Origin of the sequence: Ferrimonas lipolytica, from assembly GCF_012295575.1 — a bacterium.
Lineage (GTDB): Bacteria > Pseudomonadota > Gammaproteobacteria > Enterobacterales > Shewanellaceae > Ferrimonas > Ferrimonas lipolytica.
In genome coordinates this window covers 2,372,338-2,395,421 of sequence record NZ_CP051180.1, presented here as the reverse complement: position 1 = coordinate 2,395,421, position 23,084 = coordinate 2,372,338, and the positions used below count along the sequence as shown (strand labels likewise).

Here is a 23,084-nt window from a genome sequence, read left to right as displayed (position 1 = left end):
GCGATTATTGCATTAAAAGAAACAAGTGACCAAGGCGTCATATTTTCGACAAGGATTTTTAACGATGCAGATCAGTAATCAATCACTTTTGGCTGAGATGAATACCATGGCTGTAGAGGCGGGGGCATCGCCAGGTAACTTGACGCCTACCGCAACCAGTGGCAGTAATTTTGACGATCTACTGACTAACGCCATCAATCACGTTAATCATCTGCAAAAATCCTCCAGTGATTTGGCAACCCGATTTGAAATGGGCGACAGCACTGTCACCTTGAGCGACACCATGATAGCGAAAGAGAAGTCCAGTGTAGCTTTCGAAGCAACGATACAGGTGCGCAACAAACTTGTTGATTCCTACAAAGAAATTATGAGCATGCCGGTTTAATCGGCTGAGGTATCTAGGTAGACAACATGGCTGCATCAACTGAATTAGCGGTATCGGGTAACGGCGGACAAACTCCGGCGACGTCTGCTAATGGCGACCAGATCGAAGAGAATCAATCCAGTCCACTCTCGTCAGTGGGTAATGTCGACGTCCTACGCCAAATTAGCTTAGTGCTGGCACTGGCTATCTCATTGGCGCTCGCAGTATTGGTGATGCTGTGGGCGCAAGAGCCCAACTACCGCCCTATCGCTGAGATGGAAACCGCGGAGTTGGTTGAAACCCTCGATTTTCTCGATAAACAACAGATTGATTATAAATTGCAAGGCAATGTGCTCTCATTCCCGGAAGAGGATATTGCCGATATTAAGCTGCAGTTAACCCGCGCTGGATTAGGTCCAGGTCGACAACAGCAAGACTTCCTTAATCAAGACAGCGGCTTTGGCGTAAGCCAACGGTTGGAACAGGCACGACTGAAAAAAAGCCAAGAAGAGAGCTTGGCGAGTGCTATTAGTGAGCTACGCAGTGTTAACCGAGCTCGGGTTATCTTGGCGTTACCGAAGCACAACGTATTTGCCCGTAAGCGTCAGCAACCAAGCGCGACGGTTGTGGTAACCCTAGGCCGTGGTACTGAGCTGAAGCAGAGCGAAGTGGACGCCATTGTCGATATTGTTGGTTCAGCGGTGCATGGGTTGCAAACCGAGAAGGTTACCGTGACCGATCAACATGGTCGCTTGTTGCACTCTGGTTCGCAAAATAGCGTGACGGCTCAGGGTCGACGAGAGCTCGAACTGCAAATAAAGCAGGAGCAGCTTTACCTTAATAAGATCGATTCACTGCTTATCCCCGTTCTTGGCCTAGGCCAATTTACCGCTCAGGTCGCGGTTGATATGGACTTTTCCGCCAACGAGAAGACAACCCGCAGTTATGCCCCTGATACCGTAATCCGCAGTGAGATGCTGATTGAGGACAATCAAAACGGCAAAGGCTCAATGGGGATCCCAGGTGCCTTGACCAACCAGCCGCCGCTCGAATCAGATATTCCACAACAGGTGAATGGCGCCGCTCAAACTGAAAGCGTCGCCAACGGCCGTAGCCGCAGTGAAGCGACTCGCAACTATGAATTAGATAGCACCATCAGCCATACCCGTAGCCAAATTGGTACGGTTCAGCGGGTGACCATGTCAGTGGCGGTGGATTATCGTCCTTCTACGGCAGCCGATGGCTCGGTAACGATGGAGCCTCGCAGCGAAGCTGAGCTGAAAGCGATTGAACGGTTGCTGGCAGGCAGTATCGGTTTTGATGGTAGCCGTGGTGATGTATTGGAAGTGGTTTCTGTCCCATTTGCTCAAGAGTTAATGCCTGAGCTGGAGGAAGCGACATTAGTTGAACAGCCGTGGTTCTGGCGCGCGGTGAGGCTGACCCTTGGTGGTATCGTGTTGCTGGTGTTATTGCTGGTTGTTGTTCGTCCGATGGTTAAGAAGCTGCTGTTCCCTGAGCAGGTACAGGCCGAGATTGAACAGGCTAACGCTGGAAATGAATTAGCGGATCTTGAGGATCAATTCTCGACCGATATTATTGGTGGTGCTGGTAACGACGCATCGGATTATGGCTATGCGGATGATGGCTCGATTATGTTGCCTGATCTGCGTAAAGACGACGATATGTTGCGGGCTATCCGAGCCCTTGTGGCTAATGAACCTGAGCTGTCGACCCGTGTGATTAAAAGTTGGTTAGAAGACGATGCCTAATCCCTCAGCAGAAACAGGTGCGCGATATGACGTATCTACCCTCAGCGGCGCCGAAAAAACGGCCATCTTGCTGCTGAGCTTAAGCGAAGCCGATGCCGCTCAGGTGCTTAAAAACCTTGAGCCAAAGCAGGTGCAGAAGGTCGGTACAGTGATGGCTGGTATGCAGGACTTTGTGCAAGATAAAGTTGTTTCGGTTCATCGCTTGTTCCTTGAAGAGATCCAACGCTTTAGTTCCATCGGTCTTAACAGCCAAGATTTTGTGCGTAAAGCTTTAACCCAAGCTTTGGGTGAAGATAAAGCCGGCAACTTGATCGATCAGATTGTGATGGGTAGTGGCTCAACCGGGCTTGAGTCGTTGAAGTGGATGGATGCACGTCAGGTTGCCAACATCATTCAGAACGAACACCCGCAGATCCAAACTATTGTGTTGTCGTACCTTGAGGCTGATCAAGCGGCACAAATTTTAAGTCAGTTTAGCGAACGAGTTCGTCTTGATTTGATGATGCGGGTTTCCAACTTGGAAGAGGTTCAACCGGCGGCACTGCAAGAGTTGAACGACATCATGGAGAAGCAGTTTGCTGGCCAATCCGGTGCGCAAGCGGCCAAAATGGGCGGTCTCAAGGCCGCTGCCGATATCATGAACTACATGGATACCGGTACTGAAGCGTTGCTGATGGATCAGTTACGCGAGATCGACGAAGAGCTAACGCAAAATATTCAAGATCTGATGTTTGTATTCGACAATCTCAAAGAGGTCGACGACCGAGCTATTCAGGCCATTTTGCGCGATGTTCAAGCGGATATATTGTTACCGGCATTGAAGGGTGCAGACAACGATTTGCAGGGCAAGATCTTGGGCAATATGTCCAAGCGTCAGGCCGACTTAATCAAAGACGACCTCGAAGCGATGGGGCCAATCCGGTTGTCCGAAGTGGAAGCTGCCCAGAAAGAGATCCTTACGGTTGCACGCCGTTTGGCCGATGCCGGCGAAATTATGCTGGGCGGCGGCGGTGGCGAAGAGTTCTTATAAGCTATGAATTCGCCCGTGAGCCGCCTCGGTTACATCAACCCTGCCCAAGTCGAAGATTGGCAGCTTGAAGATTTTGATACGCCGGTTACTAACGACCAACATGCCATTCATGGCAGCAGTGCCAGCCAAAAGGCTGCGGCGGAGGTTGCATGTGAGCTGCCAGAGCCGCCCACGCTGGAAGAGCTCGAAGCGATTCAACAGCAGGCTTGGCAAGAGGGTTTCGACCAAGGTAAACAAGAAGGCCTCGATAAAGGGTTAGCGGAAGGTCGCTTAAGCGGTGCCGACCAAGGCTTACAAGAGGGTTTGGAACAAGGTCGTAGCCAAGGTATTGAAGCGGGTGAGCAAGAGATCCAGCAGCGCTGCTTGCAATGGGACAATCTATTAAACGAATTGATAGAACCCCTCAATGCGGTGGATAACCAGGTAGAGCAAGAACTGGTTACCTTGGCGATGAAACTAGCCCAAGCGGTGGTTCAGGTTGAGTTAAAAACCTCAGAAGCCGCAGTGTTGCACGCACTTCAAGCTGGTATTGCTGCATTACCGCAACAGCGGCAACAGGTACAGATATGTGCCAGCAGTGAAGACCATCAATTGATTGAACAAAGCTATGGTGCCGACGAGCTAGCGAAGCGAAATTGGCAGCTGCAATTGGAGCCCAGTCTGAGTAAAGGCTCGTTGCAGATCAATACCGAACGCAGTCAGGTCTCTTTGCTTAGCGAAGAGCGCCTGCACAAAGTGTTAGAACAGTTTGCTAGTCAGCCTCGGGCTGATGTTAATGAACCACAACACCCGCCAGTTGAAATTGCTGATGGCGTCAATGATATGACGCAGTCAGCGGCAGATCTTCCATCCCCTTCTTCACCAACCTCTGAGGATGACACCGATGCCAACGGCAATGGAGCTGAAACAGCGCCGGAGTAGTCGCCTCAGCATGCGCGTTAATGCATGGCAACAGCAGGTACACAGTTCTGCTGTGGTCGCTTCTGGCCAGCTATTACGGGTAGTCGGACTGACCCTCGAAGCGGTGGGGTGCCGGGCGCCGGTGGGTTCACTTTGTTTGATTGAAACCGAAGCCGGTGAACTAACCGCAGAAGTGGTTGGCTTCGATGATCAGATCCTTTATCTAATGCCGGTGGATGAATTAAAAGGGGTGCTACCAGGTGCGCGGGTTACGCCACTGGGGCAACGCCAAAGTCTGCAGGGCGGACCAGAGCTACTTGGGCGTGTGCTTGATGGTAACGGCAACCCTTTGGATGGCCTTGGGCCGCTACTATCTAGAGAAACCATCGATCCGCACCCACCTTTACTTAATCCGATGGCTCGCCGCCCGGTAGCACACCCTATTGATGTTGGTGTACGCGCTATCAATGGCATGCTTACCGTCGGTGTGGGCCAACGAATGGGGTTGATGGCCGGTTCAGGTGTAGGCAAATCGGTTCTGCTAGGGATGATGACTCGAGGCACCAACGCCGACGTGATCGTGGTTGGGCTGGTCGGTGAGCGTGGTCGCGAAGTAAAAGAGTTTATTGAAGAGATCTTAGGGCCTGAAGGGCGCGCTCGGTCGGTGGTGATTGCGGCACCGGCAGACACCAGTCCGTTGATGCGTTTAAGGGCCTGTGAAACCTCAACCCGCATTGCCGAATACTTCCGCGATAGCGGTAAGAATGTGCTGCTGTTGATGGACTCGCTCACTCGTTATGCCCAAGCTCAGCGGGAGATTGCACTAGCGATTGGCGAGCCACCTGCAACCAAAGGTTATCCGCCATCGGTGTTTGCTAAGTTACCCAAATTAGTAGAGCGGGCCGGTAACGGTGGTGAAGGGCAGGGCAGCATTACTGCTTTCTATACGGTGTTGACCGAGGGGGACGACCAACAAGACCCAATCGCTGATAGTGCCCGTGCCATTTTGGATGGCCACATTGTGTTAAGCCGTGCCTTGGCGGAAAGTGGCCACTATCCGGCTATCGACATTGAAGCCTCCATCAGTCGAGTGATGCCGCAGGTAACTGAACCTGCTCATCTGGGCGCGGCGCAAAACATAAAGCGGTTATGGTCGGCTTATCGTCAGAATCAAGATCTGATTGCAATCGGTGCCTACAGCAAGGGTGCTGACCCCATGGTAGACAAAGCGATTACCATGCAACCTGTATTAGCTAAGTTCCTGCAACAAGAGATGCGTTCGCCGATAAACTTTCAGCTCAGCTTAGAGCAGATGGCCCGTATCGCCGCCCAGTGTAAGGTGTAATTAAATGGCCGATCCGAAGCAACTGGGCAAAGTGTTGGTTATGGTAGATAAGCAGCTGGAGCAAGCTAATCTAGCGCTTAGACAGGCACGCAGTACCGTTGATGCCTTACAGCAACAGATGCAGCAATTACAAAACTACCGCTGGGACTATATTAAACAAGCCCAAAATAAAAAGGGCGGCACCTTGCAGGCGTCAGAATACCAGCAGTTTCATTTCTATATTAGTAAGCTTGATAGCACCATTACCCAGCATGTGGCCAAGCAACGGCAGGCGCAGGAAGCAGTGCAACAAAAGCAGCAGGACTGGCAGCAAGCCAAACAGCGGCAGCAGGCCTTACAATTGCTGATCGACAACGCTGAGCAGCAGCGTCGCAGTGCGGAAGCCAAGCGAGAACAAAGCGCTTTGGATGAATTTTCAACCCAACAATACCTGCGCCGGCAACGATAAAGTCACTTTGTGGCCTATATCTTGCTAAGTTTCTGCAATAGAGACCGTTTTTATGACGCCCCATCGCTAATGGAATATTGATGCTATGGCTAATATCGCTAATCCGATCACATTGTTTGCGCCAAGCTCAGAGCTGGCTAGTGCGACAGGCTCTCTCGATATGGGGAGCGACAGCGATTTCTCTGAGCTATTTGCTGAGCTAGCCGATGATGCTGAGACCGGCAAACCGCAGCTGGGTTTGGAAATGGAAGGGATTGATGAGTTGTTGCCGCAGGGGCAAAAACTTGCCGTTAACGACGATATTGTTGTTGATGCCGACTCAACCGATCTGTTGAGCCAACTCGATAGCTATTTCGCTGCATTATCAGCTGACGGAAACCAAGTGCCTACCGAGGCTAACGGTGCTGCAGCAAAGGTTAGCGACAACCCGATGGGGAGCAACGCCAGTAACGATGAGTTACTCGCACCAGCGCTATCCCCTAAAGGTGCCCAGAGCGCAGCATCGGGCATGATCGAGTCCAAGCCGCTATTGGCAGATACAGCCCAAGCGATAAGCTCCAATCTCACTGCCACTGCCACTGCCACTGCCACTACGACTGCCACTACGACTGCTGCTACCGCTGCCGCTGCCGCTGCCGCTACCGCTACCGCTACCGCTGCCGCTGCCGCTGCCGCTACCGCTACCGCTACCGTCAGTCCTAACACCGAGCCAGCTGACAACTTATTAATGGCAAATAGTATCGCCACCGGTCAGCCAATGAACGAAACCGGTATTGCTGCTGATAAGATTGCCCCTAAGCCTGCGGTGGCAAATATCCTTGTTAACAGTGGAACATTGATTAACGATAAATCATTGAAGGGGCAAGTAAATGGTGTCTCTTTGGAGCAAGCCGCTGTCGTTGCAACAGAGCTTCAGGCTGGCAGCAGCGAAGACCCCAGTGCCACGACAATGAAAGAGCCTCTCAGCCAAGGCAAGCTTGAGTTATCAGGGAATGCAGTTAACGTGGCCAAAGAGCCACTCAATAGTAATCTGATGTCGGCACTGGCGGCGCCAACCGAAGCGGCAATGGATAACAGCCACAGCACCGAGAGCGAGCCTAATATGCTTACTGGTGTCCGAGGGGAATCTCGTGGTGCAACACTTCCTAATGCCACCACGGCCGCTAACGCGCAGGCTGAAGTGATGAAACAGCCGGTTAATGCAGAGCGGATGGTGCCGGAGTTACGGGACCGACTGCAGATGATGGTTAACACCGACAAACTTAGTGCCGAGATCAGGCTAGATCCACCAGAGCTAGGTGCTTTGCAGGTGCGTATTCAGATGAATGGCGATCAGGCTAATGTGCAGATTGTCACTCAGCAGGGACAAGCTAAGGATATGATTGAGCAAGCGCTACCGCGTTTACGGGAAATGTTGCAAGAGCAAGGTTTGCAGCTTGGGCAAACGGATGTATCGCAGCAGCAGGCGGGGGATGATGGTGGCCAACAGCAACCTGGCCATGGCGCTGGCTTTAGCAGCGACAATAGTGATAGTGACGTTGAGATGGTAACTGTTACTGGCCGTACCGACAGCGGTGGCATAGACTACTTCGCTTGATTAGCTTGGCGCGCAAGCCGTATTTATTCAACAACAATAAAGTAAACCGATGGCAGAAGAATCATTAGAGCTTGAAATCAAGCCACAAGCAAAATCTAAAAAGAACATTATTATCGCTGCGGTCGTTGGATTGTTGGTGTTGATTGGCGGTGCTATTGCTGCCTATTTTTTGTTGTCAGGAGACAGCAACGACAGTAGCCCAGCTCAAACTGAGACAGCGATGGCAGAGCCAGAAGGCCCAAGAAATTCGATGTATGTCAGTTTACCTGCGCCGTTTTTGTTTAACTTGCCCATTAACGGCAATGAACATGTGGTGCAGATTAAGGTGCAACTACAGGTGCGTAATGATGAACATCAGGTAGTCGTGCGCAAACACCTTCCGTTCCTTAGAGATGCACTACTCACTACGTTCAGCAGTGCCAATGGCATCACCATTAATTCCAGTGAGGGCAAAGAGGAGCTTCGAACCCGTGCTCTTCTCAATGTACAGACCGCAATGACGGCAATTACTGGCAGTCCATATATCGAGCGGGTGTTGTTCACCGGCTTTGTCATGCAATAGGGCAACAGATGACCGATCTTCTGAGCCAAGACGAGATTGACGCACTCCTTCATGGAGTGGACGATGTCGAAGAGGAAGCGCCCCAGAGCAGCGTCCCCAACGACGACCCTAACACCATAAGTTACGATTTTACTTCACAAGACCGTATTGTTCGTGGCCGCATGCCAACCCTAGAGTTGGTTAACGAACGCTTTGCCCGCCATTTGCGGATCAGCTTATTTAATATGATGCGCCGTAGCCCGGAAGTGTCGATTAACGGCGTCCAGATGGTTAAGTTCGGCGAATACGTGCATTCATTGTTCGTTCCGACCAGTCTCAATATGGTTCGCTTCCGGCCCCTCAAAGGTACTGGCCTTATCACCATGGAAGCACGGCTAGTGTTTATTTTGGTGGATAATTTCTTTGGTGGCGATGGCCGTTTCCAAGCGAAGATTGAAGGGCGAGAGTTCACCCCGACCGAACGACGGATAATTCAGTTGATGCTGAAAACCGTGTTTGAGGACTACAAAGAAGCTTGGTCTCCGGTGATGGATGTTGGTTTTGAGTATCTCGATTCCGAAGTTAACCCAGCGATGGCAAACATAGTAAGCCCAACCGAAGTTGTGGTGGTGTCGAGCTTCCATATCGAACTGGATGGCGGCGGTGGTGATTTTCACATTACCATGCCGTACTCAATGATTGAGCCTATCCGCGAACTCCTCGATGCTGGTGTGCAAAGCGATAAGCAAGACACTGATATGCGCTGGGCCAAAGCGCTGCAAGATGAAGTGATGGATGTCCCAGTAAATATTGAAGCCAATATGCTCGAAAAGGATCTCTCATTACGAGAGATTATGGAGCTTAAGGTGGGGGATGTTATCCCAATTGATCTGCCTGAGCATGTGTTGGTTAAGGTGGAAGAACTGCCGACCTTCCGTGGCAAACTGGGGCGCAGCAACGACAATGTCGCCATCCGCATTGCTGAGCGGATCCCGCGACCAAAATCTTATAAAAACGAACTCGATACTGTTACTCGACGGGGCACGAAAGTCAGTGTCGACGCCGATAGCGAACAATAGATAGCAAGGTAAGAAGGTAGAAGATGATAGACGATCCCAATAGCCAAGATGATTTAGCCGATGAGTGGGCCGCTGCGCTAGAACAGCAGGTAGAACCGGTGGCGCTGGAATCATTTGATCAACCCGGTGACATCTCTGCCGATGAACGTCGCAAGCTCGATACCATCTTGGACATTCCAGTCACCATTTCGATGGAGGTTGGCCGCAGTCAGATCAGCATTCGTAACCTTCTCCAGCTAAATCAAGGCTCAGTCGTGGAATTGGACCGTGTAGCAGGTGAACCATTGGATGTGATGGTTAATGGCACGTTAATCGCCCATGGCGAAGTGGTGGTGGTAAACGATAAGTTCGGTATTCGTTTAACTGATGTCATCAGCCAAACCGAACGAATTAAGAAGTTAAAATGAGTCGTTTGCTGTTGTTACTTTTGGTGGCGATGCCAGCCAGCGCCGAACCTTTTTCAGCTCAGGAATCGTACCTCACTATGCTGGGGAGCTTGGTTGGCATTGTGGCGCTGATCCTGTTGCTCGCTTGGCTAAGTAAACGATTGCAGTTACCTGTGGCCGGTAACGGGCCGATGAAGGTGGTGGCAACGCTGCCGCTTGGCCCGAAAGAGCGCTTGTTGGTGGTTCAGGTTGGTGAACAACAGCATCTGCTCAGTAGCGGCGCAGCCGGAACTCGTTTGCTTACTACCTTAGAAGAGCCATTACCCGTCGCCGAGTTACCGCAATTTGGTGCCTTGTTGGATAAGTTTAAGAATAAGCAGGAGAGCTGACGTGCCTATCGCAATGCTCATCGCGGTTACTGCGGTGCTGTTTCCTTCATTTGCCAGCGCTGAAGTCGGTATCCCGGCGCTGTCGGTGATAACTGGCGAACAAGGGCAGCAAGAGTACACCGTTACCCTGCAGATCTTGATGCTGATGACGGTGATGTCGTTCTTGCCAGCGATGGTGGTGCTGATGAGTAGCTTTACTCGCATCATCGTGGTGTTAGCGATTCTGCGTCAAGCTTTAGGCTTACAATCAACGCCATCCAATCAGGTGTTGTTAGGCTTAGCGCTATTTATGAGTCTGTTTATCATGCGGCCAGTGCTGGATGAGGTTTATGACAATGCGCTAGTGCCCTATATGGCTGAAGAGATAGGTGCTATGGAGGCGTTTGAAAATGCCAAGTTGCCAATCAGAACCTTTATGTTGTCGCAAACACGGATGACCGATCTCAATACCTTTGCTGAGATCAGTGGCAACGTCGACGTCGATTCGGTTGAAGATCTGCCGATGACGGTGATCATCCCCTCATTTGTCACTTCAGAGCTAAAAACAGCCTTTCAGATCGGCTTCATGCTGTTCGTACCGTTTCTGGTCATCGACTTAGTGGTCGCTTCAGTACTGATGGCGATGGGTATGATGATGCTGTCGCCGATGATTGTATCGTTGCCATTTAAGATCATGCTGTTTGTACTGGTGGATGGCTGGAACCTAGTAATGGGAACACTAGCCGTCAGCTTTGGGTTGGGCACCGGATGACTCCTGAAGCCTTTGTCGAGATCTTCCGCGAAGCGTTGCAAGTGATTGTGATGCTGGTTGCGGCGATTATCGTGCCTGGCCTATTGATTGGTTTAGTGGTGGCAGTATTCCAAGCCGCCACTTCGATCAACGAACAAACCCTATCGTTTCTGCCACGTTTGCTGGTTACCCTCACTACCATGATGATAATCGGTCACTGGGTGGTACAGGTGTTGATGGACTTTTTCTTTAACCTTGTGGATATGATCCCCCAGGTGATTGGCTAATGGAGTTGCCGCTGCCGGTGATCTACGACTGGCTTCGTTCGGTCCTGTGGCCGCTGTTTCGAGTGGCGTCGATGTTGATGGTGATGACCACCATCGGCGGTGGCACGGTACCAACACCGATTCGGCTTGGCTTAGCAATGGTTATCACCGCAGTGATGGCACCGGTATTGCCAACCCCACCGGCAATTGAGTTGTTCTCACCGCAAGGATTTTTGGTTGGCGCCCAACAAGTGTTGATCGGCCTCGTCGTTGGATTTGTTAGCGTGTTGGTGATGTCGACTTTCGTGTTGGCAGGGCAGATTATCGGTATGCAAACCTCGCTTGGTTTTGCCTCAATGGTTGACCCCAGCAACGGCCAACAGGTGCCATTGGTAGGCCAATTCTATTTGATGTTGGCAACCTTGATGTTCTTTGGCGTCGACGGCCACCTGTTGATGATCAAGATGCTGTTCGTCAGTTTTGAAACATTGCCCATTGGCGAACCACTGCTGCGGACCAGTTTGCCGCGCCTATCAGAGTTCGTCGCACTCACCTTTGCCAACGCATTGACTATCTCACTCTCTGCCGCGACAGCCCTGCTGTTGATTAACTTTTCCTTCGGGGTAATGACCCGAGCGGCACCACAGCTCAACATTTTCTCTATCGGTTTCCCAGTCACCATGTTGTCAGGCCTGATTATTTTATGGCTGACGCTGAGCGGCATCGTGCCGCACTTTTATGCGACTTGGCAGCAAGGCCAAGAGGTGATCTGTGATTTACTACAACTGACCTGCGATATCCCTTAGGTAAGTCATGGCAGCTGACGATCAGGAAAAGACAGAAGACGCGACGCCCAAGAGGCGGGAGGAGGCCAAAAATAAAGGCCAAGTCCCGCGCTCTAAAGAGTTAGGTACCGCTGCCGTGTTGGTTGCTGCCGCCTTAGCAATGATGTCGATGGGGGAGGGCATTGCTACCGCCATACTGGAAGTGGCCAAGAATCAGTTTGAGCTGTCCCGCGCAGAAGCCTTTGATGGCATTGAGTTTGGCCAGATGTTTTTCGGTGTGCTGGCCAATATCGCCGAGCCGGTACTCGGTTTTATCATTGCCCTAACCATCGCAGGTTTTGTTGGCAATATCGGTTTAGGTGGTTTCAGTTTTAGCTGGAGTGCTGCCGCGCCGAAGGCCAATAAAATGAGCCCACTCAAAGGCATTAAGCGGATGTTTGGGGTTCAGGCTTTGGTTGAATTGGTTAAGTCGATAGCCAAATTTCTGGTGATTGCCACCACCGCCTACTTGTTACTTGCGGCCAACTTTGACGACATTCTCAAACTTTCTAGCGGTAACTCCGAAGGCGCTATTCGCAGTGCACTTGAATTGTTATTGAGCCTATTTGTTTTGCTGTGCTGCTCGCTGTTGTTGATAGTCATTATTGATGCGCCTTATCAAATCTGGAATCACAATAAACAATTGAAGATGAGCAAGCAGGAGATCAAGGATGAATACAAACAGAGCGAAGGTAAGCCAGAGGTAAAGGGACGTATTCGCCAATTGCAACGTGAGATGGCACAACGACGGATGATGGCGGAAGTGCCCAAGGCCGACGTGGTAGTCGTTAACCCAACTCACTACTCGGTGGCAATTAAGTACGACCGCACCGTTAATGCCGCGCCGTTGATGGTTGCTAAAGGCAACGACGAAATTGCGTTGAAGATCCGTGAAATAGCGCGGGAATATGAGATCCCAGTTATCTCTTCGCCGGCACTTGCTCGAGCCATCTACCATTCAACCGATCTCGATAAGCCTATTCCGGAAGGGTTGTTTACTGCGGTGGCACAGATCTTGGCTTATGTTTTCCAGCTGAAACAGTTTCGGACTGGGCGTGGTCGTCGCCCGATAGCGTTACCAACTGAACTGCCGATTCCAGATGAATTGAAGATCGATCCAAGCTAATTATCTTGCTGAACGTGCCATCTGCATAATATTTGCGCAGGCGTTGCTGATATATAACAGACTTGTTGCCATGTGGCCTAATTATTGCAAAAGCAGGCCATGCGTCAATTCAACGACAGTTTATGAATCTCAAAGCCATATTTGGTTCGCTTTATCAGCACCGAGTAAACCACCTGCAAAGCCTCGCGACTCCGCTGGTTGTTCTCGCCGCGTTGGCGATGGTGACGTTGCCGATGCCAGCGTTTTTGCTGGATATGCTGTTTACCTTCAATATTGCCCTCTCGCTGGTAGTGTTGCTGGTGGCGGTATACACCCTGCGTCCGCTTGATTTTTCTGCCTTCCCTACTGTGTTGTTGGTCGCCACCTTACTCCGTTTGGCATTGAACGTGGCCTCGACTCGACTGGTGTTGTTGCATGGTCACGAAGGCCCAGACGCAGCCGGTAAGGTGATTGAAGCCTTTGGCTCGGTGGTGATTGGCGGTAACTACGCCGTTGGTTTAGTCGTGTTTTTAATCTTGGTTATCATTAACTTTGTGGTGGTAACTAAAGGTGCAGGGCGGATCTCCGAAGTGAGCGCCCGCTTTACGTTGGATGCGATGCCAGGCAAACAGATGGCGATCGACGCCGATCTAAACTCCGGTTTAATCAACCAAGAACAAGCCCGTGAACGCCGTGCCGATGTTGCCCGTGAAGCGGACTTCTACGGATCGATGGATGGTGCGTCGAAGTTTGTCAAAGGCGATGCTATTGCTGGTTTGATGATCCTCGCGCTCAACATCATTGGCGGATTTATCATTGGTATGGCTCAGTATGGTTTGCCATTCGGTGAAGCGATTGAGATCTACACGCTACTGACTATTGGTGACGGTTTGGTGGCGCAGATCCCCGGGCTACTGCTGTCGATTGGTGCTGCAATCATCATTACCCGTCAAAATGAATCGCAAAAGATGGGTGAAGAGGTGTCGCGGCAGATGCTGTCCAACCCGCGAGTGGTGGCCATTTGTGCTGGTGTGATGATCGTAATGGGCCTAGTTCCAGGCATGCCGCATATCGCATTTCTTTCACTTGGGTTGATGATTGCCGCTTTAAGTTGGTGGAGTCACAAGCGTCAACAACAAGAGCAACAGCAACAAGCAGTTACTAACGCCAATGGTGGCAGCAGCACTGAGGTGATGAATAAGGAGCCGAAAGAGCTGGTGTGGGATGATGTCAATCATGTCGATATCATTGGCCTAGAGGTAGGATACCGGTTAATCCCATTGGTAGATAAAGGCCAAGACGGCGAACTGCTGTCGCGGATTAAGGGGGTGCGCAAGAAGCTGTCGCAAGAGTTCGGCTTCCTTATCCCGCCGGTACACATTCGTGACAATCTCGATTTAGGCCCAAGTACCTACCGCATCAGTCTGATGGGAGTTGTGGTGGGTGAAGCTGACATCCGTCACGACGGCGAGCTGGCCATCAATCCAGGCCAAGTTTTCGGCCAGTTGGAAGGGCAACCAACCATCGATCCCGCCTTTGGGCTCGAAGCGGTGTGGATCAACACCAATCAACGAGATTATGCGCAGACACTGGGTTATACCGTGGTGGATGCTTCCACTGTGGTGGCTACTCATTTATCGCAACTGTTAAGCAACAACGCCTCGCAACTATTGGGTTACGAAGAAGCACAGCAGCTACTGGATATTTTGGCTAAGCAAACTCCAAAACTGGTTGAGGGACTGGTGCCTGATGTGTTGTCGCTGGGGATCATCGTTAAGGTGATGCAAAACCTGCTTAACGAAGGAGTGCCAATTCGGGATACCCGCACGTTGGTGCAAACCTTGGTGGAGTACGGGCCTAAGAGTCAAGATCCTGACGTCTTGACGGCAGCAGCGCGGATCGCGATGAAACGGCTAATTATCCAAGAGATCAACGGCCCAGAGCATGAAATCCCCGTTATTACTTTGGCGCCAGAGTTGGAACAGATCCTGCACCAGTCTTTGCAAGCCAGTAATGGCGAGAATGGCGGCTTAGAACCTGGACTAGCAGAAAGATTACAAAAGTCGCTTCGAGAAGCGGCTCAGAAACAGGAGATGGTAGGCGAACCGGCGGTGTTATTAACCTCTGGCTTATTGCGGACAACATTGTCGCGCTTTGTTAAGCACACCATCCCAGCATTGCGGGTGCTCTCTTACCAAGAGGTCCCGGATGACAAACAGATTAAGATCGTCCAATCGGTAGGCCAATAGGCCTAGTTTCGGAGAGATAAGGTGAAAATAAAGCGCTTTTTCGCGAAAGACATGCGGACTGCATTAGCTGAGGTGAAGGATGTCCTCGGTGCTGAAGCGGTGATCATGTCCAATAAGAAAGTTACCGGAGGCGTTGAGATTGTCGCTGCTGTTGACTTTGATGCTCCACCGGCAAATCTTCCTAGCCCGCAAGCGGAGAAAACACCGGCGGTCGATAGCGCGCGTCCTATTGGTGAAGACCGAGTGAGCCTATCCGGTCGTCGCCAAGTGGCAAATGGCCCTAAACCTTCTGCTCCCAATGCCGATAACGATGGTCTGCGAGCGTTGTTAGAGCGGCAGCAGCAGCGGCGCCAACAAAAGCAGGCCCAGTCGGTACTGAGCAAGCAAGAACAGGCGTTACCACAATGGGCTCAACGTGCGTTTGAACCGGAGCAACCGAAGCCAGTAAAAGCGGCAGCTAAGCCAAGCCCGGTAACATCTCGAAACGGCAAACCACGTGCGGCCTCTGCCAGTGCAGAAATCACTGCAATGCGGGAGGAGATGTCATCGATTCGACAGTTGTTGCAGCATCAGATGTCGAACTTGATGGAGCAAGATTCCGCCCGCACTGAGCCTGTCCGCAGCATGGTCAAAGAGCAACTTCGAGACTTGGGCTTCCACCGTGAGGTTGCGGCCCACTTTGCTGAGTTATTGCCACAAGATGGAGAACTCCACGAGGTGTTAGCTCAGTTGCCAAGTGTGGTTGCTAACCAATTGCAGTGCGACAGTGAAAATTTGTGGGATGAAGGCGGTGTTATCGCCTTGGTTGGCCCAACTGGTGTAGGTAAAACCACCACCATTGCTAAGTTGGCCGCTCGTTATGCGGCCCGATTTGGGGTTGACCAAGTGGCCTTGGTCACCACCGACAACTACCGCATTGGCGCGCAAGAGCAGCTAACTACCTTCGGTAAGATTATGGGCTGCCCAGTATTGCGAGCTGCAACGGTGGAAGAGCTGGAGCAGGTGTTATATCGCCTCCGCAGTCGTCGCATGGTGCTGGTTGATACCGCCGGCATGGGGCAGCGAGATATCCGCTTAGTACAGCAACTAGAGCAGCTAACCGGCTCATCGCGGATCCCGATCAAACCCTACTTGGTGGTGTCGTCGACAGCGCAATATCAGGTGCTTCAGGAAACGGTTGAACGTTTTCGCCGCATCGATTTGGCCGGCAGTATCATTACCAAGCTGGACGAAGCCCATAACATTGGTGATGTGTTAAGCGTGTTACTGCAAAACAATTTAGCGGTTTCTTATCTAACCGACGGACAACGAGTTCCGGAAGATCTGCGCGCGGCGGATCCACATTATTTGGCCAATCGCGCTTTAGCTGATGAAGACGTTGCAGCAGTGCCCCTGTCTCCATCTCAACAGCACAATGCAGTGGGGATGTATGACTGAGTGGTTTTTGAATGATCAAGCGAGTGGGCTAAGGAAGATGGCGCAGAAGCAGGAGCAGGAACAGATGACCCGTGTGATCGCGGTGACTGGTGGCAAAGGGGGCGTGGGTAAAACTAACGTATCCATCAACACTGCCACCGCAATGGCAGCCCAAGGCGAGCGCGTGTTGGTGCTGGATGCGGACCTTGGCCTAGCCAACGTTGATGTATTACTTGGGGTGCGGGCTCGCAAGAACCTATCCCATGTACTGTCTGGCGAATGCAGCTTGGAAGAGGTACTGATTGAAGGACCGCACGGCATCAAAATCGTGCCGGCGGCTTCCGGAACTCGGGGTATGGTCGAGTTGACCCAAGCCCAGCATGCCGCCTTGATCCAATCGTTCTCCGAGTTAGAAAGCAGCTTCGATTGCATGATTGTTGATACCGCTGCTGGGATCTCCGATATGGTGCTGAGCTTCTCTCGTGCTGCCCAGGAAGTGGTGGTGGTGGTATGTGATGAGCCGACCTCCATCACCGATGCCTATGCCTTGATTAAGCTGTTGTCGCGGGAGCATGGGGTGTTCCGCTTCCGTATCGTCGCCAACATGGTGCGCAACCTACGCGAAGGCAAAGAGCTGTTTGCCAAGCTATCGAAGGTGACTGACCGTTTCCTCGACGTTGCCCTGGAACTCGTGGCTACGGTGCCGTTTGATGAGAGCGTGCGAAAGGCAGTGCGGCAGCAAAAAGTAGTGGTGGAAGCCTATCCGCGCAGCCCTGCTGCCATCGCTTATCAAGGCTTGGCCAATAAGGTCAAATCGTGGCCTATCAAGCAGGAGCCTAGCGGCCATCTTGAGTTTTTTGTTGAACGCTTAGTTCGCAATGACATGTATGCGGAGGTAGTCGGTGAATAAGCTTGCTGGATACGGTCAAGTAGACAATAAAACCGTCATTGTTACCCGTTATGCTCCACTGGTTAAGCGCATTGGACATCACCTGCTGGCGCGTTTACCAGCCAGTGTGCAGTTAGACGACTTGCTGCAAGCGGGCATGCTCGGTTTATTGGAGGCATCAGGTAACTTTGATGCCACCAAAGGTGCCAGCTTCGAAACCTTTGCCGGTATTCGTATTCGTGGGGCGATGTTGGATGAGATTCGTCGTGGCGATTGGACGCCGCGTTCAGTCCATCGCAACGGCCGTATGGTTAATGATGCCATCTCAGAGTTGGAAACTGCACTGGGTCGAGACCCAAGTGACGTAGAGATTGCGCAGCATCTAAATATGTCATTACCGGACTATCACGACATTGTGCGTGATGTGAGCTGCGGTAAGGTGATCGGGATCGAAGATCTAGGCACGCCAATGGACGTTATCGGTCCGAACGACGATGCTGTTGATAATTTTTCTAATGTTGCTGATATAAGATTTAAAGAGGCTCTGGTTGCAGCGATTAAGACCATGCCAGAGCGCGAAGCGTTAGTGTTATCACTTTATTATGACGAAGAACTTAACTTAAAAGAGATCGGTCACGTACTGAGCGTAAGTGAGTCTCGGGTCAGTCAGATCCACAGCCAAGCAATGGTGCGGCTGAAATCAAAACTAAAGGACTGGACTCAACCAGCCATTTAACTATCAGCGCACTGCGGTGTACTGACTTTTCACAATTTTATTGATTTGCCTCGCCTGGAGGGGACTTTGGATAAGAATATGAAGATTCTCATTGTTGACGATTTTTCAACAATGAGACGGATCATCAAAAATTTGCTACGAGATCTTGGTTTTAATAACACCCAAGAAGCTGATGATGGTTCAACCGCACTGCCAATGCTACAAAACGGTGACTTCGATTTTGTGGTAACCGATTGGAACATGCCAGGTATGCAAGGGATTGACCTGTTGCGTGCAATCCGTGCCGATAACAATCTGAAGCACTTACCAGTATTGATGGTGACTGCCGAAGCCAAACGCGAGCAGATCATCACTGCTGCTCAAGCCGGTGTTAATGGTTATATCGTTAAACCATTTACCGCCGCCACCTTGAAAGAAAAGTTAGCAAAAGTATTTGAGCGATTGAATTAATACAAGGATGTCTGTCATGACAGAACAACAACCGCTTGTTTCGCTAGATGATGCACGTGCATTGGTGCTGCTATTAGAGCAAAACGACATTGAAGGTGCTAACCAACATTGTCGTCAGATCAGCCAACCACTCAATCAACAACTGTTTGATGAAGTGGGTAAATTGACGCGCCAACTGCACAATTCAATGGCCGATTTTGCTCTGGATGATCGTATTTCCGAATTGGCAAATCACGATATCCCAGATGCGAAAGAACGCCTGAATTACGTTATCGGAATGACCGAACAAGCGGCCAACCGCACAATGGACGCGGTAGAAGAAAGTTTGCCATTGGCACAAGCGATGCAAACCAAAGTGGCTCAGGTTAAGCCTCGGTTTGAACAGCTGATGCGGCGTGAATTAGAGCTAAATCAATTTAAGACCCTGTGCCACGATGTCGAAACCCTATTGACTGATTCCAATAATGATGTGGAGCGGTTGAAAGAGTTATTAAACCAGGTGTTGCTGGCGCAAGACTTCCAAGATCTAACCGGCCAAGTTATCCGCAAAGTGATCGATTTGGTCCGAGAGGTGGAGTTGAGTTTGGTTGATCTGTTAACGGTGTTTGGCGAGCCAGAGCCAGCTGAACAGCAACAGGATTTGGTTAAAGCTGAAGGGCCTATTGTCTCGACAACAAATCGAGTTGATGTGGTCAGTGGCCAAGATGAAGTCGACGATCTTTTGTCTAGCTTAGGCTTCTAGGGAGTTTTCAATGGCGCTCGACTTTGATGATGAAATTTTACAAGACTTTCTGGTAGAAGCCGGAGAGATCATCGAACAGTTGCAAGCACAGTTAGTGGAGTTGGAGCAAAACCCCACTGACAAGGATCTGCTTAATGCGATTTTTCGTGGCTTTCACACCGTGAAGGGGGGGGCAGGCTTTTTAAGCCTGAACCCAATGGTGGATACCTGCCACGGTGCCGAAAACTTGTTTGATTTGTTACGTAACGGCCAGTTAGCGGTAAGCTCTGAACTGATGGATGTGGTGTTGCAGGCGTTGGATGAAGTAAACGATATGTTTATTTGCATTCAAAGTGGGCAGGAGCCGAACTTAGCAAACCAAGAGCTTGTCGGTTTAATGGCCCGTATCGCCGCGGGCGAGCCCATTGGTGCGACACCTGCTACCCCTGAAGCCATGATAGCTACAGCGATTGAGAACGAGCAAATACCAACGTCACCTGAGCCACCAACGGCATCTAACGGCAGCGATATTGATAGCCTCAATAGCGAAGAATATCAGCATATGCTCAGTGCCCTAGGTGGAGACAGTCAAAGTGATAACGATGACATCAGCGACGACGAATTTGAATCGTTGCTTGATAGTCTGCACGGTAAAGGTCAATTCCAAGCGCCCGATTCTAACGCAACCACAATTACTGCTAATAGCGATATTGATATCAAGGCAGATGAGTTCGAGTCATTGCTCGATGAACTGCATGGCAAAGATCAGTTTGGTACCGTAGCAACCGAGGAAACGGGGGCTACGTCAAGCGACGATATCAGTGATGATGAGTTTGAGTCACTGCTCGATGAGTTGCACGGTAAAGGGCAATTCAGCGTCGACCCTGATATTAGTGGCAATGCCGATTCCCCAAGCAGTGAGCTAATTGACGACGATGAGTTTGAGCAGTTGTTGGATAACCTTCACGGGGCTGACGATGCGCCAACACCAGAGACACCATCAGTGCCAAAGGTAACGACGCCACAAGCGTCAGCAATGCCATCGCCTAAGCCTGAGCAAGGCGTTTCTGCGTCGTTAGCCAGTGCGGCGTCAACCGCTGAAAAAATTGCTGCAGCAAGCCCTATAACAACCACCAAAGTGGCTCCTGCCGCCAAGAAGCCCGCGTCTAATATGCCCCAAGCTGAAACCACCGTTCGGGTTGATACCGCTCGCCTTGATGAGATCATGAATATGGTCGGCGAGTTGGTGCTGGTGCGAAATCGCTTGCTAACCCTAGGGGTTGAACGTGATGACGAAGAGATGTCCAAGGCACTTGCCAGCTTGGACATGGTTACCGGCGATCTGCAAGGCGGGGTGATGAAAACCCGTATGCAGCCAATTAAAAAGGTGTTTGGCCGTTTCCCTCGAGTGGTGCGCGATTTAGCGCGCTCGCTAAAGAAAGAGATTGTGTTAGAGCTGGAAGGTGAAGAGACCGATCTGGATAAGAACCTAGTGGAAGCACTGGCGGATCCGTTGGTGCACTTGGTGCGTAACTCGATTGATCACGGCATCGAGATGCCTAATGAGCGTGAGGCCGCAGGTAAGACACGCCAAGGCACCATTTTGCTGTCTGCGGCGCAGGAGGGAGATCATATCCTGCTGTGCATTCGCGATGATGGCGGCGGTATGAATGCCAACAAGCTGAAGCAGATTGCCATCGACCGCGGTGTGCTGGATACCGATGCTGCTAATCGGATGTCCGATAAAGACGCCTATAACCTTATCTTTGCCCCTGGTTTCTCGACCAAACAAGAGATTAGCGATATTTCTGGCCGTGGTGTTGGCATGGATGTGGTGAAAACTCGCATTACCCAGCTAAATGGCTCGGTTGAAGTGGACTCGGCCCCCGGTATCGGCACCTTGGTTGAGATTAAGGTACCGTTGACGTTGGCGATTATGCCAACGCTGATGGTACGGGTTTCTGAGCAGGTGTTCGCGTTACCACTGTCTTGCGTTTCAGAGATCTTCCATATGGAACTGGCTAACACCAACGTGGTGGATGGGCAACTCTCTATTACCGTGCGCGAGCGAGCGATACCGCTGTTCTATTTGGATAAGTGGTTGTGTAAAGGCCCAGGCCGAGAAGAACGTATCGGCAATGGCCATGTGGTGATTGTGCACATTGGTACGACTTTAGTCGGCTTTGTGGTGGATGCGTTAATAGGACAAGAAGAAGTGGTGATTAAGCCACTAGGCACAATGTTACAAAACGTACCAGGGATGGCTGGCTCGACCATTACTTCTAACGGCGGCATTGCGCTGATCTTAGATGTACCGGGCATGTTGAAACATTACGCTCGGCGACGCTAAGCGTAAGTTAACAAGGATTGAGTAACAGGATGGCGATAAAGGTATTAGTGGTGGATGATTCAAGTTTCTTCCGCCGCCGCGTGGCGGAGATTTTGAATAAAGATCCCCAGCTTGAGGTTATCGCCACTGCCACCAATGGCCGTGACGCGATAGAGAAGGTACGCACTCATCGGCCCGATGTCATCACCATGGACATTGAGATGCCGATTATGGATGGGATCACGGCTGTGCGGTTGATTAACGCCGAGCTCCCGACACCAGTATTGATGTTTTCATCGTTAACCTACCAAGGGGCGCGAGCCACCTTAGATGCACTTGAGGCTGGCGCGGCGGACTTTCTCCCGAAACGGTTTGAAGAGATAGCCAACGATCATCAGCAGGCTGCACATCTGCTGCAGCAACGAGTTAAGTCGCTGTGTAAGCGCCGGCTAGCTCCTAACGTAGCGATTAGAACTGGGGCTAGCACTACTGCTGGCGTGCAAACAACGACTCGGGTAAACACAACTGCAGCAATATCAGCCTCCAGAGCTCATGCAGGCGTTAGCGACACTCCCGAATGCGGTAAAGTGAATCTACCTGGACGCGCCAGCGGCAAGCGCTATAAGGCGCTGCTTATTGGCACCTCTACCGGTGGGCCCGTGGCACTACAAAAGATCTTAACGCAGTTGCCGGCGAACTATCCGTTACCCATTTTATTAGTGCAGCATATGCCTGCGGCCTTTACTCCAGCCTTTGCCCGCCGGTTGGATGGGTTGTGTCAAATTAGCGTTAAAGAAGCCGAGACTGGTGACAGGTTACGGCCTGGGCACGCTTACTTAGCGCCCGGCGGCAAGCAGATGTTGCTGGAAGGCAATGCGGCTGCGACGCGTATTGTTATCCGCGAAGGGGATGAACAAATCAACTACAAACCATCGGTTGATATTACCTTCGGCAGCAGCAGCCGCATCTTTGGCGGCGACGTGCTGGCGGTGATCTTAACTGGCATGGGGGCTGATGGCCGTGAAGGCTGTCGGTTGCTGCAGCGCCATGGCGCCACCATCTGGGCGCAAGACGCGGCTAGCTGTGTGGTTTATGGGATGCCGCAGGCGGTCTCTGCCGCTGGTATTTCGAGCCATTCGATACCACTGGATAAAATGTCTGGGAGTATTTTGCGTGAAAGCCACACACACTAATTGGACGACCCAATGGCTGCCGTTGCTAACGGCTGGCTTGAGCATAGTGACCTTACTAACCATGGTATGGGCGGTAGATAAGCATCTGTATGCGCAAGAGTTGCAGCAGCACAACAGTAGTCTGTCGCAACAGCTCGAACAACAACAACAGCAGCAACGGCAGCTGGTGGCTAAGGCAGAATCATTGTTGGCGCAAAAGCAGGTGTTACAGCATCAGCTAACGCAGCTTCGCTTGCATGGCAACCCTGTCCAGATTGAACGCACCGAGCAAGGCTTGGCGGTGATGCAACAGGTTGACGGTGGTATTCAGATAGTGGCACCACAATAA

At 51.2% G+C, this 23,084-nt stretch carries 24 protein-coding genes; all 24 read left to right on the top strand.

All coding sequences use genetic code 11. The features are described from left to right. The first annotated feature begins 64 nt into the window (after positions 1-64). The 24 genes from fliE (at position 65) to HER31_RS10870 (ending at position 23,084) form a co-directional block, all read left to right on the top strand. A complete protein-coding gene (gene fliE, locus HER31_RS10985) occupies positions 65-385 on the top strand; it encodes a flagellar hook-basal body complex protein FliE (RefSeq protein ID WP_168660617.1) in 321 nt (106 codons plus the stop codon). Between the two features lie 26 nt (positions 386-411). Continuing rightward, positions 412-2,133: a flagellar basal-body MS-ring/collar protein FliF gene (gene fliF / locus HER31_RS10980; protein WP_168660616.1), complete on the top strand. Its 1,722-nt coding sequence runs from the start codon at positions 412-414 to the stop codon at positions 2,131-2,133. Then, on the top strand, positions 2,126-3,163 hold the full coding sequence (gene fliG, locus HER31_RS10975) for a flagellar motor switch protein FliG (protein WP_168660615.1): 1,038 nt from the start codon (positions 2,126-2,128) through the stop codon (positions 3,161-3,163). Before fliF ends, fliG begins: the two co-directional genes overlap by 8 nt. Positions 3,164-3,178: 15 nt before the next feature. After that, complete coding sequence (locus tag HER31_RS10970) at positions 3,179-4,084, top strand: flagellar assembly protein FliH (protein ID WP_168660614.1); 906 nt, start codon at positions 3,179-3,181, stop codon at positions 4,082-4,084. Beyond that, the gene (gene fliI / locus HER31_RS10965) at positions 4,047-5,408 is read left to right on the top strand and encodes a flagellar protein export ATPase FliI (RefSeq protein WP_420810999.1); all 1,362 of its coding nucleotides are present in this window, start codon (positions 4,047-4,049) and stop codon (positions 5,406-5,408) included. Before HER31_RS10970 ends, fliI begins: the two co-directional genes overlap by 38 nt. Positions 5,409-5,412: 4 nt before the next feature. Further along, entirely contained in the window at positions 5,413-5,856 is a 444-nt protein-coding gene (fliJ, locus tag HER31_RS10960; protein ID WP_168660613.1) for a flagellar export protein FliJ, read from the top strand. An 85-nt stretch (positions 5,857-5,941) separates the two neighbouring features. Further along, on the top strand, positions 5,942-7,453 hold the full coding sequence (locus HER31_RS18750) for a flagellar hook-length control protein FliK (protein ID WP_202983553.1): 1,512 nt from the start codon (positions 5,942-5,944) through the stop codon (positions 7,451-7,453). 49 nt (positions 7,454-7,502) lie between these two features. Beyond that, entirely contained in the window at positions 7,503-8,015 is a 513-nt protein-coding gene (locus HER31_RS10950; protein ID WP_168660612.1) for a flagellar basal body-associated protein FliL, read from the top strand. Positions 8,016-8,023: 8 nt separating this feature from the next. Then, positions 8,024-9,073 (top strand): flagellar motor switch protein FliM, encoded by a 1,050-nt coding sequence (fliM, locus tag HER31_RS10945; protein WP_168660611.1) that lies wholly within the window; start codon positions 8,024-8,026, stop codon positions 9,071-9,073. A gap of 23 nt (positions 9,074-9,096) precedes the next feature. Further along, complete coding sequence (fliN, locus tag HER31_RS10940; RefSeq protein ID WP_168660610.1) at positions 9,097-9,480, top strand: flagellar motor switch protein FliN; 384 nt, start codon at positions 9,097-9,099, stop codon at positions 9,478-9,480. Next, positions 9,477-9,848, top strand: a complete 372-nt coding sequence (gene fliO / locus HER31_RS10935) for a flagellar biosynthetic protein FliO (RefSeq protein WP_168660609.1) — start codon at positions 9,477-9,479, stop codon at positions 9,846-9,848. Before fliN ends, fliO begins: the two co-directional genes overlap by 4 nt. A 13-nt stretch (positions 9,849-9,861) precedes the next feature. Further along, the gene (gene fliP / locus HER31_RS10930; RefSeq protein WP_168663289.1) at positions 9,862-10,599 is read left to right on the top strand and encodes a flagellar type III secretion system pore protein FliP; all 738 of its coding nucleotides are present in this window, start codon (positions 9,862-9,864) and stop codon (positions 10,597-10,599) included. Then, complete coding sequence (gene fliQ, locus HER31_RS10925) at positions 10,596-10,865, top strand: flagellar biosynthesis protein FliQ (protein ID WP_168660608.1); 270 nt, start codon at positions 10,596-10,598, stop codon at positions 10,863-10,865. Before fliP ends, fliQ begins: the two co-directional genes overlap by 4 nt. After that, entirely contained in the window at positions 10,865-11,650 is a 786-nt protein-coding gene (gene fliR, locus HER31_RS10920) for a flagellar biosynthetic protein FliR (RefSeq protein WP_168660607.1), read from the top strand. Before fliQ ends, fliR begins: the two co-directional genes overlap by 1 nt. Before the next feature lie 7 nt (positions 11,651-11,657). Further along, the gene (gene flhB / locus HER31_RS10915; protein ID WP_168660606.1) at positions 11,658-12,794 is read left to right on the top strand and encodes a flagellar biosynthesis protein FlhB; all 1,137 of its coding nucleotides are present in this window, start codon (positions 11,658-11,660) and stop codon (positions 12,792-12,794) included. Positions 12,795-12,916: 122 nt separating this feature from the next. After that, positions 12,917-15,022 carry a flagellar biosynthesis protein FlhA gene (flhA, locus tag HER31_RS10910; protein WP_168660605.1) on the top strand — a complete coding sequence of 702 codons (2,106 nt, stop codon included), beginning with the start codon at positions 12,917-12,919 and terminating at the stop codon, positions 15,020-15,022. 21 nt (positions 15,023-15,043) lie between these two features. Then, positions 15,044-16,459, top strand: coding sequence for a flagellar biosynthesis GTPase FlhF (gene flhF, locus HER31_RS10905; protein WP_168660604.1), 1,416 nt, complete (start codon positions 15,044-15,046; stop codon positions 16,457-16,459). Further along, the gene (locus HER31_RS10900) at positions 16,452-17,348 is read left to right on the top strand and encodes a MinD/ParA family protein (protein WP_168660603.1); all 897 of its coding nucleotides are present in this window, start codon (positions 16,452-16,454) and stop codon (positions 17,346-17,348) included. The genes flhF and HER31_RS10900 overlap by 8 nt, the downstream gene beginning before the upstream one ends. After that, a complete protein-coding gene (locus tag HER31_RS10895) occupies positions 17,341-18,063 on the top strand; it encodes an RNA polymerase sigma factor FliA (protein ID WP_168660602.1) in 723 nt (240 codons plus the stop codon). Before HER31_RS10900 ends, HER31_RS10895 begins: the two co-directional genes overlap by 8 nt. 66 nt (positions 18,064-18,129) lie before the next feature. Beyond that, entirely contained in the window at positions 18,130-18,513 is a 384-nt protein-coding gene (gene cheY / locus HER31_RS10890) for a chemotaxis response regulator CheY (RefSeq protein ID WP_168660601.1), read from the top strand. A 16-nt stretch (positions 18,514-18,529) separates the two neighbouring features. Continuing rightward, positions 18,530-19,255, top strand: a complete 726-nt coding sequence (locus HER31_RS10885; RefSeq protein WP_168660600.1) for a protein phosphatase CheZ — start codon at positions 18,530-18,532, stop codon at positions 19,253-19,255. A 10-nt stretch (positions 19,256-19,265) separates the two neighbouring features. Further along, positions 19,266-21,584 (top strand): chemotaxis protein CheA, encoded by a 2,319-nt coding sequence (locus tag HER31_RS10880; protein WP_168660599.1) that lies wholly within the window; start codon positions 19,266-19,268, stop codon positions 21,582-21,584. A gap of 29 nt (positions 21,585-21,613) precedes the next feature. Then, positions 21,614-22,756: a protein-glutamate methylesterase/protein-glutamine glutaminase gene (locus HER31_RS10875; protein ID WP_168660598.1), complete on the top strand. Its 1,143-nt coding sequence runs from the start codon at positions 21,614-21,616 to the stop codon at positions 22,754-22,756. Next, complete coding sequence (locus HER31_RS10870) at positions 22,737-23,084, top strand: hypothetical protein (RefSeq protein WP_168660597.1); 348 nt, start codon at positions 22,737-22,739, stop codon at positions 23,082-23,084. Before HER31_RS10875 ends, HER31_RS10870 begins: the two co-directional genes overlap by 20 nt.